The sequence below is a fragment of the Cesiribacter andamanensis AMV16 genome, from assembly GCF_000348925.1.
In the GTDB taxonomy this organism is placed as follows: Bacteria; Bacteroidota; Bacteroidia; order Cytophagales; family Cyclobacteriaceae; genus Cesiribacter; species Cesiribacter andamanensis.
On the sequence record NZ_AODQ01000110.1, the window covers coordinates 1 to 14599 of the forward strand.

General features: G+C 54.8%; 15 protein-coding genes. 5 read left to right on the forward strand and 10 right to left on the reverse strand.

Annotation, left to right across the window (positions count from 1 at the left end; genetic code table 11):
• The first annotated feature begins 237 nt into the window (after positions 1–237).
• Positions 238–1089, forward strand: a complete 852-nt coding sequence (locus ADICEAN_RS16265) for a transglutaminase-like domain-containing protein (protein WP_009196740.1) — start codon at positions 238–240, stop codon at positions 1087–1089.
• A 41-nt stretch (positions 1090–1130) separates the two neighbouring features.
• On the opposite strand, the gene ADICEAN_RS16270 is transcribed toward ADICEAN_RS16265, so the two are convergent.
• The 5 genes from ADICEAN_RS16270 to ADICEAN_RS16290 form a co-directional block, all read right to left on the reverse strand.
• Entirely contained in the window at positions 1131–2864 is a 1734-nt protein-coding gene (locus ADICEAN_RS16270; protein ID WP_009196741.1) for a DUF885 domain-containing protein, read from the reverse strand.
• A gap of 18 nt (positions 2865–2882) precedes the next feature.
• Positions 2883–3545: an alpha/beta hydrolase family protein gene (locus ADICEAN_RS16275; protein ID WP_009196742.1), complete on the reverse strand. Its 663-nt coding sequence runs from the start codon at positions 3543–3545 to the stop codon at positions 2883–2885.
• A gap of 16 nt (positions 3546–3561) precedes the next feature.
• Positions 3562–3885: a type II toxin-antitoxin system PemK/MazF family toxin gene (locus ADICEAN_RS16280; protein ID WP_009196743.1), complete on the reverse strand. Its 324-nt coding sequence runs from the start codon at positions 3883–3885 to the stop codon at positions 3562–3564.
• The gene (locus ADICEAN_RS16285) at positions 3876–4121 is read right to left on the reverse strand and encodes an AbrB/MazE/SpoVT family DNA-binding domain-containing protein (protein WP_009196744.1); all 246 of its coding nucleotides are present in this window, start codon (positions 4119–4121) and stop codon (positions 3876–3878) included. The genes ADICEAN_RS16280 and ADICEAN_RS16285 overlap by 10 nt, the downstream gene beginning before the upstream one ends.
• 222 nt (positions 4122–4343) lie before the next feature.
• Positions 4344–4883: a hypothetical protein gene (locus ADICEAN_RS16290; RefSeq protein ID WP_009196745.1), complete on the reverse strand. Its 540-nt coding sequence runs from the start codon at positions 4881–4883 to the stop codon at positions 4344–4346.
• Positions 4884–5087: 204 nt separating this feature from the next.
• Between ADICEAN_RS16290 and ADICEAN_RS16295 the strand changes: the two genes are divergently transcribed.
• Positions 5088–7301, forward strand: coding sequence for an acylase (locus tag ADICEAN_RS16295; RefSeq protein ID WP_009196746.1), 2214 nt, complete (start codon positions 5088–5090; stop codon positions 7299–7301).
• Positions 7302–7329: 28 nt separating this feature from the next.
• Here ADICEAN_RS16295 and ADICEAN_RS23365 read toward each other — a convergent pair whose 3' ends face one another.
• From ADICEAN_RS23365 to ADICEAN_RS16315, 5 genes are all read right to left on the reverse strand, one after another.
• Positions 7330–7557 (reverse strand): GNAT family N-acetyltransferase, encoded by a 228-nt coding sequence (locus ADICEAN_RS23365; RefSeq protein WP_394330762.1) that lies wholly within the window; start codon positions 7555–7557, stop codon positions 7330–7332.
• Complete coding sequence (locus ADICEAN_RS16300; RefSeq protein WP_009196748.1) at positions 7464–7769, reverse strand: GNAT family N-acetyltransferase; 306 nt, start codon at positions 7767–7769, stop codon at positions 7464–7466. The genes ADICEAN_RS23365 and ADICEAN_RS16300 overlap by 94 nt, the downstream gene beginning before the upstream one ends.
• 61 nt (positions 7770–7830) lie before the next feature.
• Positions 7831–8613 (reverse strand): hypothetical protein, encoded by a 783-nt coding sequence (locus ADICEAN_RS16305; RefSeq protein WP_152426475.1) that lies wholly within the window; start codon positions 8611–8613, stop codon positions 7831–7833.
• Positions 8614–8850: 237 nt separating this feature from the next.
• The gene (locus ADICEAN_RS16310; protein ID WP_009196750.1) at positions 8851–9633 is read right to left on the reverse strand and encodes a copper resistance protein NlpE N-terminal domain-containing protein; all 783 of its coding nucleotides are present in this window, start codon (positions 9631–9633) and stop codon (positions 8851–8853) included.
• A 128-nt stretch (positions 9634–9761) separates the two neighbouring features.
• Positions 9762–11894, reverse strand: coding sequence for a sensor histidine kinase (locus tag ADICEAN_RS16315; RefSeq protein WP_009196751.1), 2133 nt, complete (start codon positions 11892–11894; stop codon positions 9762–9764).
• 76 nt (positions 11895–11970) lie between these two features.
• Between ADICEAN_RS16315 and ADICEAN_RS16320 the strand changes: the two genes are divergently transcribed.
• From ADICEAN_RS16320 to ADICEAN_RS16330, 3 genes are all read left to right on the forward strand, one after another.
• Positions 11971–12720, forward strand: coding sequence for a LytR/AlgR family response regulator transcription factor (locus ADICEAN_RS16320; protein WP_009196752.1), 750 nt, complete (start codon positions 11971–11973; stop codon positions 12718–12720).
• 152 nt (positions 12721–12872) lie between these two features.
• Positions 12873–14399 (forward strand): sodium/pantothenate symporter, encoded by a 1527-nt coding sequence (locus ADICEAN_RS16325; protein WP_009196753.1) that lies wholly within the window; start codon positions 12873–12875, stop codon positions 14397–14399.
• On the forward strand, positions 14396–14599 hold a 204-nt coding region (locus ADICEAN_RS16330; RefSeq protein WP_040397671.1), incomplete at its 3' end, for an alpha/beta fold hydrolase. The genes ADICEAN_RS16325 and ADICEAN_RS16330, both read left to right, overlap by 4 nt.

The window sequence follows — 14599 nt, forward strand, 5'->3', positions numbered from 1 at the left end:
ACTGAACTCTATTCCACAATAAAGTAACTATTTTCCAACTGACAGTAGAGAAACACCCAACGTTCACCGGCTCAGTCCCCTTCTCCTTGTAGGAGAAGGGCGGGGGGATGAGGTGTTGATCAAAAAATTACCCCACCCCCAATCCCAAATTTTCGTATCTTACCTTACTAAACCAGCCGCTTTTCCGAGCGGCTGCTTTTTACCCTTACCGCACCGAAGAAGTAGACGAAGAACCCCATGACCGATAGTGAACTAAAAGCGCTGGTGTCGCTGCTGGACGATGAAGATCAGGACGTGCTGCGGCATGTAGAGAAACGCATCATGGAGCTGGGCGATGAGGCCATCCCCTACCTGGAAAAATACTGGGAGGAGAATTTTAACCCCCTGGTGCAGCAGCGCCTGGAGGATATGATCCATACCCTGCAGCTGGACCTGCTCAAAAAACGTCTGCATGCCTATAAGGAAAGCGGCGGTCAGGACCTGCTGGAAGGCATGTGGCTGGTGGCTACCTACCAGTACCCCGACCTAAGCCTGCAGAAGCTGCGCCAGGACCTGGAGCAGATCTACTACGATGCCTGGCTGGAAATGAAGCCCGACCTGCACCCCTTTGACCAGATCAAGCTGCTAAACTCGGTGCTTTTTGGCAAGCTGCGCTTTTCGGCCAATACCCGCAACTTTCACTCGCCCAACAACTCTTTCTTCAATGCCCTGTTGGAGACCAAAAAGGGCAACCCCATAGGGCTGAGCGTGCTTTACATGCTGGTAGCCCAGAAGCTGGACATGCCCGTATGGGGGGTAAACCTGCCCAACCTCTTCATCTGCACCTATAAGGTCGATGATGTGCAGTTCTACATCAATGCTTTTAACCGGGGCCTGATCTTTACACGGCAGGATATTGAAAATTACATCAACCACCTGCACCTGGTGCCCCAGGACAAGTACTTTGAGCCCTGCGACAACCTCACCATCATTAAGCGGGTGATGCGCAACCTGGCCAGCGCCTTCGAAAAAGGGGGCGATCATGAGAAGGTGGAGGAAATACGCACACTACTCTATACCATCTCCGACCCCGGCGATCCGAATTTTTAAAGAGTTTTTAAGGGGTTAGGGCGGCAGTACGAATACCCCCATCAGCGGCTGGCCTTCTGCTTCCGCTGTTCTTCAATAAAACGGTCGGTCATTTTTTCCAGGATGGCCAGGGTAACGGTGCCTCTGGAAAGGACCATATCATGAAAGGCCCGTACATCAAAGTCCTGCTGCAGGGCCGTTTCGGCCTTGCGGCGCATTTCCTTTATCTTGATCTCACCCATTTTATAGGCCAGCGCCTGCCCGGGCCAGGAGATGTAGCGGTTTATTTCCGTATTCACCTCATGCAGCGATAGGGCCGTATTATCCGCCAGGTAGGCCACGGCCTGCTCCCGGCTCCAGCCCTTGCTGTGCAGGCCCACATCCAGCACCAGGCGGCAGGCCCGCCACATTTCGTAGGTGAGGCGGCCAAAGAGGCTGTAGGGGTCCTGGTAGAGGCCCATCTCATGGCCCAGGTATTCGCTGTAGAGGCCCCATCCTTCCCCAAAGGCATTGATGTAGAGCGAGCGGCGAAACTCGGGCAGGTGCTCCAGCTCTTCGGTTAGCGCCCGCTGCAGGTGGTGGCCCGGCACGGCCTCGTGCAGGGTAAGCGCTTCCAGCGTATAGAGGCTTCGGCTGGGCAGGTTGTAGGTATTGACCCAGTACTCGTTGGTGGCGCCTGAATAGCGGCCTGCTGTATAAGTAGGGGCCAGGTAGGCCGGCACCGGTGCTACGGAATAGGGCTGGCGGGGCAGCTTGCCAAAGAGGGCCGATAGCTTGCCATCTACCTTTTTGGCAATGTAGGAGGCTTCCTTCAGGAGCTCCAGCTCGGTTTTGGGGTAAAAGCGGGGCTCGCTGCGCAGGTAGGCAATAAACTCCTGGAAGCTTCCCTCAAATTCTACCTGGCGCATTACCCCCTCCATCTCACCCCGGATGCGGGCTACCTCCTGCAGGCCAATCTGGTACACCTCTTCTGAGCTCAGGGAGGTGGTGGTGTAATGGCGCACCCGGTCTTCGTAATAGGCCCTGCCGTTGGGGAAGTGGGAGGCGCCCAGGGTAGTACGGGTTTTGGGCAGGTATTCGTTCTTGAAAAAATCACTGATCTTCCCATAGCTGGGCACTACCTGCTGGCGAATGAGGGTACGGGCCTTTTGCTGCAGCGCCTGCCAGTCGGCCTCCGGAATGGCCGCCGGACGGGTGGCCAGGGGTTTCCAGAATACCGATTGCTCAGGCTCTTTTACCTGGTGCTGCTGGTAGGTACTTTCATAGCCCTTGAGAATCACAGCCGGCTGGCTGATGCCCAAAGACAACCCCTTGCGCATGAGTGCCAGGTGCTCCTCCACATAGCGGGGCACATCCTGCAGCAGGCGCAGGTAGTGCTCGGCCTGCTTCCTGTTTCGGATGGTGATGTTGGCGCGGCGGGCCAGGCTGGTATGGAAGCCCTCATCAGAAAGAATGGGATTTAGGTAAGCCTTGTACTGATAGTCGGCCAGGGTATTAAGGAGCTCGTGCTGCAGCAGTTCCAGGGTAATGAGGTCATCGAAGGGAAGTGCCTTGGTATCAATAGCCTTCAGGCGGGCATCGGCCTTTTGGTAGAACTGGTGCCGCCGCAGATAGGCTGCTTCGGTATGCGCACCAAGCACCCAGCCCCTGCTGCTATCGCTTTTCCATTCCTGCTGCTTAAAGGTCTTGATATCGGCTAATAGGGCTTCGATCTGGGGATGCATCTGCTGCTGCTGCGCCCTCAGGGGAGAGGGGGCCAGCAGCACCGAAAGGAGTATAACAACGTAAATCCGCATAATAGAAAGGTAATCTTGTTAGTCGTACTTCGCCCGGGCCCATGCGGCAGCGGGTACAATCCATTCATCCATGGCTCTGAACAGGAATCCATGGCCGAGTCCTGTCTGCAGCTCCACTTCTTTAAAATGGGGTATGGGGAGCGAGGATGTTTCTTTCCGTCTGACGGCCGAAACCCCATAGGGGTCCGTCTTCTCATAAATGGTCAGGATATTGCCGCAGAACTGAATGTGGGGAATCGTTTCCAGATCTGTTTCCCTAAAACTGCCCACAAAGACAAAATTCAGATCCCCATTTGCCGCAAGGGTAGAAACGTACTGTGCAATGTACCCCCCTTTGGAGGTGCCCACCACCGTAATGGCCCCTGGGGCTACCCCCTGTGCCAGCAGACTATCGATCTGCTTTACCACCTTTTGGGCATAGTCCCTGGCATTTACATCCCCCTTCCTCTTTTCACTGATCACCACAAAGCCTTCCCGCTCAAAAGCTGCAATAATTTCCCTGTACTCTGCTCTGCCATAGTCAGGATGCTGATCTTCCAGCGCATGCGTCTCCAGAAAGCGGTTATGCAAAAAGAAAAGATAGCGCTCCTCCTGCGCGGTAAGCGTGGTGGAAAAGATAAGGCAGAAAAGGAGGGCAAGGGTCAGGCTTGCTTTGACATCGATTGACTTACACTTCCGCACCTACTTTATCCGGTTATTAATCTACGAATGTTTCCTTTATCACCCTTTTACATTCCGTTATTGAAACAGTGTCAAGGTGGCCCAGCGTTTTTATGACCCTGGCCTTGTCAATAGTCCTGATTTGGTCGATCACCACCCATCCCTCCTGATTGTTATGTCTCACCTTCACTCGGGTTGGATACGGATGGCTTTTAGTCGTCATAGGGGCTACTGTGATATTTCTCAGGTTATTATTGATCTCATCCGGAGATAGGATCAGACAGGGCCTGGTCTTGTTGATCTCGCTTCCAATCGTCGGGGCTAGATTGACCAGCACGATGTCGTATTGGCTTAATCCCATTGATCGAAGTTTTCTTCGTCAAACACATCATCGAGCAATAGCTGATCGTCTCCTCTTTTGTGCATCTGCTTAAAGGCTTTATCCCACCCTTCCCTTGGAGTTGATACCGGTTTCAGCACGATCTGTCCTTCTTCCAGGATTACCTCGACTCTGTCCTTGATCTGATATCTGTCAAGAATGCTCTTTGACAGCCGCAGCCCTTTTGAGTTTCCGATACGTATGATTGGCTGTTCCATGTACACTTCATTAATGTAATTACAAAGTTATTACATTAACGGAATTTTCCAACCACCCGTTTCTGCTGTTTTTGATGATGAGTACCGTTTGTTGTATAAAGCAGTCGACCATGCACAAGCCTTTGCTGAGCGGACGCAAAGGCAGCTGCCTACATTCTCATGGCTGAAAGAAAGCTGTGCGGTTGCTTTATTATGTTGTTGTAGCAGGGTCTATATTATTTATTAATATAGACCTCCACAATCCACTTGCGACATCAATGAGTCATTATTCATCCATTGCTCCATTGTCATAAAAATGTATTCATTGTCTGGATGCTCAGTGATGTAGAAGCTATGCGTAGGCTTGACGTATCTGAATAAATAAGGCTTCATTACTTTTTTCTTATTCTTATAGTTTACAACAGGATAAAATCCGAAATCAACCTGCCTTTCTGTAGTCGAGAGAGTCTTTAGAAATAATAAATCTATGAAATCTCCATGCCCACTGCCGATTTTCTTAACTGGATGTAAACTTCTTATAGAGTCAAGTAAAGCTAAATTATTCAGCAATTGATCACCACAGGCCACATATTGAAATGAATCAATTGATGTCTTCTTATCTAAATAAATTACAGTGTCTAATGATGACTTAGTGACACCAACTGTAAGGCACGCATTATTGGCATGCAAATGAATTTCCTCTACGGTTGGATGTTGCGATGGTTCCTTCTTCTGATAACCACATCCAAATAAGAAGAAGAGTATCAATAAAGGTGGCCTCATCTAATTTGCTATAACCAATACAAAATAACAATTCAATGCACCACCCCCACATCAGATGAGTGAGGCAGCCGATTTCTCCTATAACCTATATCTTTTACTCCTAAGATCCAAGCCGCCACCAAAACCCCTTTGAAATAGAGGAAGAAATTGCCCTTTTCACATTTCTGCCTAAATTAGGCATTCGCATACCTACCTTCCGCATTCATGACATACCCACTGCAACGCATTGCCCTGTTCCTTCTCCTCTTCACCCTTATGTTTTCCTGCTCGGTTCCGGAAAGCAGCACCCCCTCCGCAGAGGTAGCGGCCTGGGAGCAACAGGCGGCCCGCATTACCATCTTCCGGGATGATTTTGGGGTGCCGCACATTTGGGGCAAAACGGATGCTGATGCGGTCTTTGGCCTGCTCTATGCCCAGTGTGAGGATGATTTTAACCGGGTGGAGCGCAACTACCTCTGGGCCATTGGCCGACTGGCCGAGGTTGAGGGCGAAGACATGCTCTACAGCGACCTGCGGGCCCGCCTGTACATGAGCCAGGAGGAAGCCATGGAAGAATACGAACGCAGTCCCCAGTGGCTGAAGGAACTCTGCCAGGCCTTTGCCAATGGCATCAACTATTACCTGCACACCCATCCGGAGGTAAAGCCCAAACTGCTGACCCGTTTTGAGCCCTGGATGCCCTTCTACTTCAGCGAAGGCTCTATTGGCGGTGATATCGAAAGCGTATCGACGGCCAGAATCCGGGCGTTTTATGAAAATGGGCAGTCGCTTGGCCTTAACAGCCAGGGAGGTAGTCTGGTGCAGCCCCCCCTGCTGGCCGAACCCCAGGGCTCCAATGGCTTTGCCATATCCGGCAAACTAACCGAATCCGGCAAGGCCATGCTGCTTATCAATCCCCATACTTCCTTCTTTTTCCGGGGCGAAGTGCATGCCGTCAGCGAAGAGGGGCTCAACGCCTATGGAGCCGTTACCTGGGGGCAGTTTTTCATCTACCAGGGCTTTAACGAAAAGATGGGCTGGATGCACACCTCGGCCTATGCCGATGTGATCGATGAGTTTGAAGAAACCATTGTAAAAGAAGGGGATAAACTGTTTTACCTCTATGGGGAGGAAAAACGCCCCCTCAGCAGTCAGGAGGTAACCCTGGCCTATAAAGAAGGTGATGAATTGAAGGAGAAAACCTTTACCACCTACCGCACCCATCATGGCCCCATTACCCATAAAAACGGCGATAAGTGGGTAGCCACCGCCCTGATGTGGAAGCCCGTAGAGGCCCTTATCCAATCCTACACCCGTACCAAGCTGACGACGCTGGAAGAGTTTAACGACATGATGAAGATGCGCACCAACTCCTCCAACGCCACCGTCTATGCCGATGCCGACGGCAACATTGCCTACTACCATGGCAACTTCTTCCCCATCCGGGATGCAGCCTCTTTCGATTACAGCAAGCCCGTAGACGGCAGCAACCCCCAAACCGACTGGCAGGGCCTGCACCCGCTGGAAGAGACAATTCGGCTGGTAAATCCGCCCAACGGCTGGATCCAGAACTGCAACTCCACCCCCTTTACCGCCGCCGGTCCCTACAGTCCCAAACCGGAAGACTACCCCTCCTACATGGCCCCTTCGCCTGAAAATTTTCGGGGCGTGCATGCCATTCGCCTGCTGGAGAAAGCCAATGGGCTTACGCTCGATGGGCTAATTGCGCTGGCCTACGACCCCTATCTGCCGGGTTTTGAAGTGCTGATCCCCGGCCTGCTAGCTGCCTGGGATGCGCAAAAACCTTCAGACCCAGCACTTGCAGCAGCTATAGCTGAAATGCGCCGCTGGGACTATGCCGTTTCTACCGAATCGGTGGCCATGTCGCTGGCCCACTTTTATGCCACCCACCTGCTCAAAAACGGCAGTGCGCCCAAAGGCCTCAACCTGATTGAGCGCTTTCGCTACTATGCCACGGAGGCTCCGGAAGGGGAGCGGCTGGAGCAGTTTCGCCAGGCGATGGCCCAGCTGGAGCGGGATTTTGGCAAGTGGAATACCCCCTGGGGCGAGATCAACCGCTTTCAGCGCCTCACCGGCGATATTAAGCAACCCTTTAACGATTCGCTGCCCAGCCTGCCCATTGGCATGGCCTCCGGCAACTGGGGCGCTCTGGCCTCCTTTGGGGCTCAATCATACAATACCAAACGCCTATATGGCACCTCCGGCAACAGCTTTGTGGCCGTGGTAGAGTTTGGCGATAAGGTAAAAGCAAAAAGCCTGCTGGCGGGCGGGCAAAGCGGCGACCCCGCCTCCCCCCATTTTATGGACCAGGCCCAGCGCTATGCCGATGTGCAATTTAAAGATGTAGCCTACTACCGGGAGGATGTGGAAAAACGGGCAAAGGAAAGCTACCGACCCGGACAAAGAAGGGATAAGTAGTGCCAGGAAAAAGCAGTCAGGCTGAACCTTAGCGGTTAGTACACTCCATATAGTACAAATCAAAGCCGGGGGCCCAGTACTCCTGCACCACTTCCTTAAGGGTAAAGCCGCCCTTTTCGTAGAAGCGGTACACCAGCTGAGAGGTGCGCACCACTATGGTCGCTACCTCCGGATGCTGCCGGAGCATGGCCAGTCGATGGGCCAGCAGCTGGCTGCCCAGCCCCCTGCCCTGCGCCTCAGGGTGAAAAAGTCCCAGGAGATGCGCACCGTACGGCGATCGTCCGCAAAGTTTACACCCCCTGCCCCAACAAGCCTGCCCCCTTCTTCCACTACATAATAGTGGTCCAGGTGCTGCTCCAGGTAATCGCTGAATTCCTGCTCCTCGGAGGGGTGAAAGTAGGTGGGGATGTTGAGCCGCAACAGCGCCAGCAGCGCTTCCTTATCGGCAGGGGTATAGGGTCTGATCATTGGGGCTATTCCATAGCGGCTATTCCATAGGGGCTTTTCCACAGCGGCTATTCCATAGGGGCTATTCACCGAAATACTCCACCTGCTGCGCTTTTAGCTGTGCCAGTTTCTCCATATAACGCTTTTTTGTTCCAGCATGCTTCTCTTCCTGCAGCAGACTTTCATAAAAAGGGATGGCCTTCATGTAGAGGGATTTGTTTACGCAGGGAGCATAGTGCAGTAGCCAGTCAAATCCCCTGATCAGCTCGGCCCGCTGCTGGCTGCTGACAGCCTGCTGCTCTAGATCCTGTACCATTGCCCACTGCACCCTGGCCTGCTCCGGCCGCTCGCCCCAGCACCAACCCCCATCTTCCCAACAGTTGAGGCAGCCCCGTTGGGTGCCTGCTGCCAGCGAGGCCGGGAAATTTTTGGTGAAGCGCAGTTCCTTTACCCAGTCGCCGCTACTGGTAAGCACCGAGGCCAGCACCAGCTCCTGCTCGCTCAGGGCATAGACCACCCATTTTCCGTACAGGTATTTTGTTTCGGTACGGCTGCCACTCAGGCTGAGGGTTTGTTCATTGAGCAGCTCCCACTGCCCGGCCGCTTCCTCAAAGCAATCTCCGCACCAGGAGGTAGTAACAGCCCCCTGCGGGCCAAAGCGGACCAGTATTCCCCGCTCCTGCCTGCTTTCTTCTCCCCGTCTGCGCTCTACGGTTTCCGACAGCTTCCATTTGCCTTTCATTTTGCTTAGGGCTGCTGCATCTAACTTAAGGGCACTGCTATCCCGTACCTGAAGGTTTCCGGTGATCTGCCCCATGCCCGGCAGGCTCATGAGCAGTAACAGAATAAGGGGTAGATGCTTCATATACATAGGGGTATCTGACTTGTGCGGGTACCCAACCGCTGCGGGTTTTCTCCTGATCGCAGGGCAAGGGCTTGGTAGCGAAGGCCTCTTCAACTCAAATGTTCCAACCGGATACTGAAGAGAGAGCAGCCTCGCTGGCAACCAATATCCTGCAATCATCTATAACATAGTACATTCTTTTCTTTAACACAAGCCTGCCAGGGGCATTAATGCACCATCCAGAGGAACAAACCTCATTTATTTTCCATCTTCCGCTACAAAAAGCGCCAGGGGGCTGCCTTGTGGGGAGAGCAGCTGCAGGCTATCGCCGGAAAGGTGGTAACGATCGGCCCCTTCAAGTACCTTATGGAGCTGCACCTCAGGTTCCATATTCGGGCAGGCCATGCGGGTAGAAGCCACCTGGGAGAAACGGAGCCGGTTACCCCCTTCCAGCCTGTAGCTGCCCGATAAGGAGTTACACCCGCCATGTCCCTGCAGCCGGCTTCCCTCCAGCAGCAGGCGGATGTGTGGCTCTTGCCGGCGGTCGGGGTCGGGCACCAGCGGGCGGCCATTCAGGGCTGCCAGCCGCCAGAAGCGGTTCAGCAGCGCAAGATCCAGTTTTTGCAGCACATACTTATCGGCCAGAGCACCGGCAATCGGCTGCCCCTGCCGGTCCAGCTGGGTCAGCTGCCCTTCACCCAGTTTGTAGTAGGTAGGCCGGTCGGCCCCTTCTTCGTTTTCCAAAATAAGGGTGGTGCCGGCCTCATTCCAGTGAAAACTGCCCTGCGATTGTACCATGGCGGCTTCCTTGCCCTCATAGCGGGTGGTGAGCACATAGGTCTGGTCTGGATTAAGCTCCATCACCGTCTCAATTCCGGCACAATCGGCGCAGGGCAGCAGGCCCCGGTACGTGCCGGGCCAGTCTACCGCCTGATAGCTGACGTCAGCAGCCTCGCCTGCTTCGGTAGAGGTGCTGCGTTGAGGGGAGGTGCAGGCCAGCGGCAGGATCAGACAAAGAAGGAAAAAAAGTAGTGGCTTCATGGATGCAGCTGTTAGGCAGATAGGAGTTCTATTTTCCACATACGCAATAATCATTCCCGGTGTAGGGGCTGCTGCTATAAAAATTCCCATACCCTGGCCATCCCGCTTATTGCCATATATCGGCCGTATTAGCCCAGCTGCAAAGAGCTGTCGGGCGCAGCCGATACGGGGGCAGGCAGGGCCCTGGGCAGGCTAAAGAAAAACTGGGAGCCAGCCCCCGGCTCGCTGCGCACCTCCAGCCGGGCGCCATGCAGGGCTAAAAATTCCTGGCAGAGCATCAGGCCCAGGCCGGTACCCCGCTCCCGGGCGGTGCCGGGGGTACTGAAGGTATCGTCGGGGTCCAGGATACGTTGCAGGTGCGCGGGGCTAATACCCAGGCCGGTATCGCTTACCTGCAGCTGCAGGCTATCTCCTTCCTCCTGCACAATTAGCTTTATGGTGCCCCAGGCAGGGGTAAACTTAATGGCATTGCTCAGCAGGTTGCGTACTATAAAATCCAGCATGCCCCGGTCGGCCATCACCAGGGCTTCTTTGGGCACATCAGGTACCAGGCTCAGCTTTTTGCTTTCGGCCGCCAGCTGGTAGAGGGCTACATTTTTTTGCACCAGCTCGGCCAGCGCTACCGGCTGGGCCTTAAAGGTGAGGGTACCCATCTGGGCCCGGGACCAGTTCAGCAGGTTATCGAGCAAAAAAGAAAGGTTGTGCACAGACTCCCGGGTTTTGTGCGAGAGCTTGTCCATCTCCTCGGCCGAGATGTGGGCAGCATGTTTGGTAATAAGGCTGATGAAGGAATCCAGCGTTGCCACCGGCCCGCGCAAATCGTGCGAGACTACCGAAAACAGCTTGTCCTTGATCTTGTTGAGCTGCCGCAGCCCCTCTTCCGATTCCTGCAGCTTCAGCACGGCGGCCTGCAGCTCCTCCGTTTTTTCCTGCAGGGCGGCGGTGCGCTGGTGCACTTTTTCTTCAAGCTCGGCCTTTTGCTGCTCGGCCAGCTCCTTTCGCTCCTGCTCTTTTTCATGCTCCAGCCGGGCCAGGGCCAGCAGATGCTCGGCCTCCTGCTGGCGGGCCTTTTTAAGGCGGTAGGCCAGACCCAGCGAAAAGAGCACCACCTGCGCTATCACCCCCAGCTGCACCACATAGCGCGTAAACAGGCTATCGGCCACCAGCTGCATTTCTTTGATGATGAACATATTGGCCCCCAGCACAAACAGCAGGTTGGCCACAATGAAAAAAAGTGCCGGCGTATACCCTCTCAGGTACATGAGCACCCCGGCCAGCAGCATGCTCAGCAGCACCAGCGTACCCAGCACACCGGTGGCATCAATGGTGAGCTCGTACCAGGGCAGCCCCAGCCAGTAGGCCGCCAGGCCCAGTACCATGGGTACAAAACAGAGCAGGGCCAGCCCGTTGAGAAAGCGGTTAAGCCAGGGCAGCTGCTCCCGGGTGTGCAGGTAGGTTTTGGTAAACATTACCCGCATCAGGTTGGTCAGTGGTACGATCAGCGCAAAGCTGTAGGCATTCCAGAGGGGCTGCTGCCGCCAGATGGTCTGCAGGCTAAAGCCATAATAGAAAAAGAAATACAGGCCGATGCCCAAAATGGAAAGCACGTACCAGAGGTAGCTCACATCCCGCACGGCCACAAAGAGCAGCAAATTATAGAAAGCCATTACCAGGATAATGCCAAAGAAAAGACCCTGGGTCAGCAGCCGGATCTCCTGATCCCGCTGCAGGCTGGCGCCACTTTTCAGCAGGGGGCTGTACTGGCGGGGCAGGCCAATGCGGTTTTGGCTATCCAGGCGCAGCAGGGCGCTCAGCTGCTCACCCCCCGCCAGCTGCAACTTAAAAAGGGGCTTGTGGTGGGCAAAACTGCGGGCATCAATAGGCACAAACATGCCACTCAGCAGGCTGTCTACCCCCTGGGGGCGGGGCAGGTAGAGCTGCATCAGCGGGATCTCGCCCAGCTGCAAAAAGGCCTCCTGCGGCTGCGGGCTGCTATTCTCAAGGGGCAGGCGCACCCACAGGCTGCCCTGGTGAAGGGGGGTGTACGTATTCGTCCAGGCCCCGTCGGGCAAGGCCAGCACCTGCCGGTATGTGTACTGGTTAAAGGAATCTACCAGAAAACGGGATGCCCCCAGCTGTACCCCCCCTTCTGCAGGAGCAGCCACCAGTCTGCCAAGGGGCCAGAAAGCCAGCAGCAGAAGAAGGCCCAAGCCCTGGTGGGGGCGCCGCCAAAAGGGGGTATAGGAGAGAATTTGTATCATGAAGGGGGGGCATCCGCCTTTATTTTAGAATAATTTAAGGCTAAATTCCTACATTGGAAATTAATCTACTCCAAAAATGAAGCACGCCCGAATCTACATAGTGGAAGACGACTATGTGGTTGCCAAAAATCTCTCCTTTTTGCTCGAAAGCCTGGCGTATACCGTGCTGGGCATATCCGAGACGGGCGAGGAAGGCCTGCTGCAGATCCAGAAGGAAAAACCCGACCTGGTGGTGCTGGACATTGACCTGGCCGGCCAGCTAAACGGCATTGAGGTAGGCAAAAAGCTCAAGGAGCAGCTGCACATCCCCTTCATCTATGTAACCGCCCATGCCGATGACGCCACCATGGCCGAGGCCCTGCCCACCGAGCCCTGGGCCTACCTGGCCAAGCCCTTCAACGAAAATACCCTGCGCTCCTCCATTGAGCTGGCCCTGTATAAAAGCCATCAGCTACAGCATGGCCCTTCCCCTGCGGCTGCTGAAGGGGAGATGCGGGAAAAGAAATACACCCTGGACGACTCTATCTTCATCAAATCCAAAAACCGCCTGGTAAAGGTAGCCCTCCGGGATATTCTCTTTGTGGAGGCCAACGACATTTACGCCAACGTTTACACCGCCGATACCAAATACCTGGTCAACTACACCCTGAAGGCCATAGCCGAGAAGTTTCCCGAGGCGGTGTTCCGGCGGGTGCACCGCTCCTACCTGGTCAACCAGCAAAAGGTAGAGGCGCTGGAGTACAACGACCTGATCATTGGCGGCCACAAGATCCCCATCGGTAAAACCTACCGGGACGATCTGATGCAGAACTTCGATGTGATGTAGGCCCGTTCACCCCCCGGCCCCTTCCGTTCACCCCAGAAATCCCGCCATTGGCTTGTTTTATTAGGTAGATTCTGCGGCTTTCCCTACGTTTATTTTGCATTTCAAACGATTGCAAAATATTCTACCGGAAAAACACCTGACAGCAATACAGCATGAATCTGGCACCACAGGAATTGATGATAGCGGGTTGGACGGTGATCGGGCTTTATCTCCTGCTCACCCTCTACTTTGTGATTAAGGGGGCCTCCAGCACCAAAAGCATTGCCGATTATGCCCTGGGCAGCCTGGGCTTTTCCCCCTATGCCGTGGGCCTGTCGCTGGCCGCTTCCATGACCTCGGCCGCCACCTTTATCATCAATCCCGGTTTTGTGGCCTATTATGGCATCAGCGGCTTTCTGTCCATGGCCCTTATGCTGCCGCTGGGCGCCCTTATCTCCCTGGTGATCTTTACCAAGGGGTTTCGCAAAGTAGGTACGGTAATCAAGGCCATGACCATGGCGCAGTGGATTGGCGCCCGCTACAACAACAGGGGCTTTGCCCTTTACTTTGCTTTTCTGTCGTTGCTGCTCATCACTTTTGTGGTGCTCATCTGTGTGGGCCTCACCAAGGTGCTGGCCGCCATGCTCAACACGCCCGAGCTGCCTACGCTGGCGGTGATCATTGCCGTAATCTTTGGCTACATGATGTTTGGCGGTGCCAACTCCATGGTCTACACCAACATGATCCAGGCGCTGCTGATGATTGTGGTGGCGGTGCTGCTGCTGGGCTCCGGCCTGGAGCATTTTAAGGAGGGATTTAACGGGTTTATGGCAAAACTAACTGCTATAGACCCCCTGCTGGCCCAACCGCTCAATGGGCAGAGCCCCCTGTTCCGAGACTGGTTTGAGGTGGTGTTCTGCCAGATTGTGGTGGGCATTGCCATTGTGTGCCAGCCGCACATCATTACCAAATCGCTGCTGCTCAAAAAAGACAGCGATGTAAATCGCTACCTGGCTACCGGCGTAGTAGTGGAGATTCTCTTCTTCTGCGTGGTGGCCGCCGGCCTCTATGCCCGACTGGCCTTTCCCGAGCTGCAGCTCAACGGGCAAGCCCTGGCGGTAGATGGGGTCATGACGGCCTACGTGCTGCAGGAGTTCAGCTGGGTACTGGGCCTGGTAGTGATCATGGGGCTTATTTCGGCCGGCATTTCTACGCTGGAAGGGCTTATTCAGTCGCTCTCCACCACCATTACCTCCGATATTCTGGCCAACCTGCTGGGCCGCCGCGGCCGGCAGCTTAACAATGAAGTAGCCGTAAACCGGGGCGTGATTGTGCTGCTGGCCCTGGTCGCCTTCTTCTTCTCCTGGCAGCAGCTGGTAGCGCCCGATCTGAGCGTAGGCATCTTTGCCCAAAACGGGGTCTATGCCTACTTCTCGGCAGCCTTTATTCCCGTACTCTTTGGCATCTTCTTCCGGCAGGTACCCCTGGCAGTACCTGTAGCGGGGGCCATAGCAGCGGTAGTTGTTCACTTCAGCATCTACTACGGACGCCTTACCCCCTACATGCAGGAGGGGGTGCGCAACCCCGGTGTGGCGGCAGCCCTGGCCATCTGCAGCGCAGTGCTGCTCTCGGGCAGCATGTACCTGATCTGGAAAGCCCGCTCCCCAAAATCCAACACCCTAAACCCGGTAAAAGCATGATCAGGCAGCCCCTTCTTATCCTGTGCCTCTTCACCTGCCTGAGCCTTGCCTGTCAGGCACAGACATCCAGGCAGCAGCCAGTACTGCAGGAAGCCTCCTTTGCCTACACCGAAACCGGCAGGGGCCCCGAAACCCTTCTCCTGATCCACGGCCTGGGCGGCAACCGGCAGCACTGGCAGCACACTATACCCGCCCTCAGC

Excerpts from the sequence above, each read along its gene's own strand:
- ADICEAN_RS16265 (WP_009196740.1), top strand. The coding sequence starts at position 238 with ATGACCGATAGTGAACTAAAAGCGCTGGTGTCGCTGCTGGACGATGAA.
- ADICEAN_RS16270 (WP_009196741.1), bottom strand. The coding sequence starts at position 2,864 with ATGCGGATTTACGTTGTTATACTCCTTTCGGTGCTGCTGGCCCCCTCT.
- ADICEAN_RS16280 (WP_009196743.1), bottom strand. The coding sequence starts at position 3,885 with ATGGGATTAAGCCAATACGACATCGTGCTGGTCAATCTAGCCCCGACG.
- ADICEAN_RS16285 (WP_009196744.1), bottom strand. The coding sequence starts at position 4,121 with ATGGAACAGCCAATCATACGTATCGGAAACTCAAAAGGGCTGCGGCTG.
- ADICEAN_RS16290 (WP_009196745.1), bottom strand. The coding sequence starts at position 4,883 with ATGAGGCCACCTTTATTGATACTCTTCTTCTTATTTGGATGTGGTTAT.
- ADICEAN_RS16295 (WP_009196746.1), top strand. The coding sequence starts at position 5,088 with ATGACATACCCACTGCAACGCATTGCCCTGTTCCTTCTCCTCTTCACC.
- ADICEAN_RS16300 (WP_009196748.1), bottom strand. The coding sequence starts at position 7,769 with ATGATCAGACCCTATACCCCTGCCGATAAGGAAGCGCTGCTGGCGCTG.
- ADICEAN_RS16305 (WP_152426475.1), bottom strand. The coding sequence starts at position 8,613 with ATGAAGCATCTACCCCTTATTCTGTTACTGCTCATGAGCCTGCCGGGC.
- ADICEAN_RS16310 (WP_009196750.1), bottom strand. The coding sequence starts at position 9,633 with ATGAAGCCACTACTTTTTTTCCTTCTTTGTCTGATCCTGCCGCTGGCC.
- ADICEAN_RS16315 (WP_009196751.1), bottom strand. The coding sequence starts at position 11,894 with ATGATACAAATTCTCTCCTATACCCCCTTTTGGCGGCGCCCCCACCAG.
- ADICEAN_RS16320 (WP_009196752.1), top strand. The coding sequence starts at position 11,971 with ATGAAGCACGCCCGAATCTACATAGTGGAAGACGACTATGTGGTTGCC.
- ADICEAN_RS16325 (WP_009196753.1), top strand. The coding sequence starts at position 12,873 with ATGAATCTGGCACCACAGGAATTGATGATAGCGGGTTGGACGGTGATC.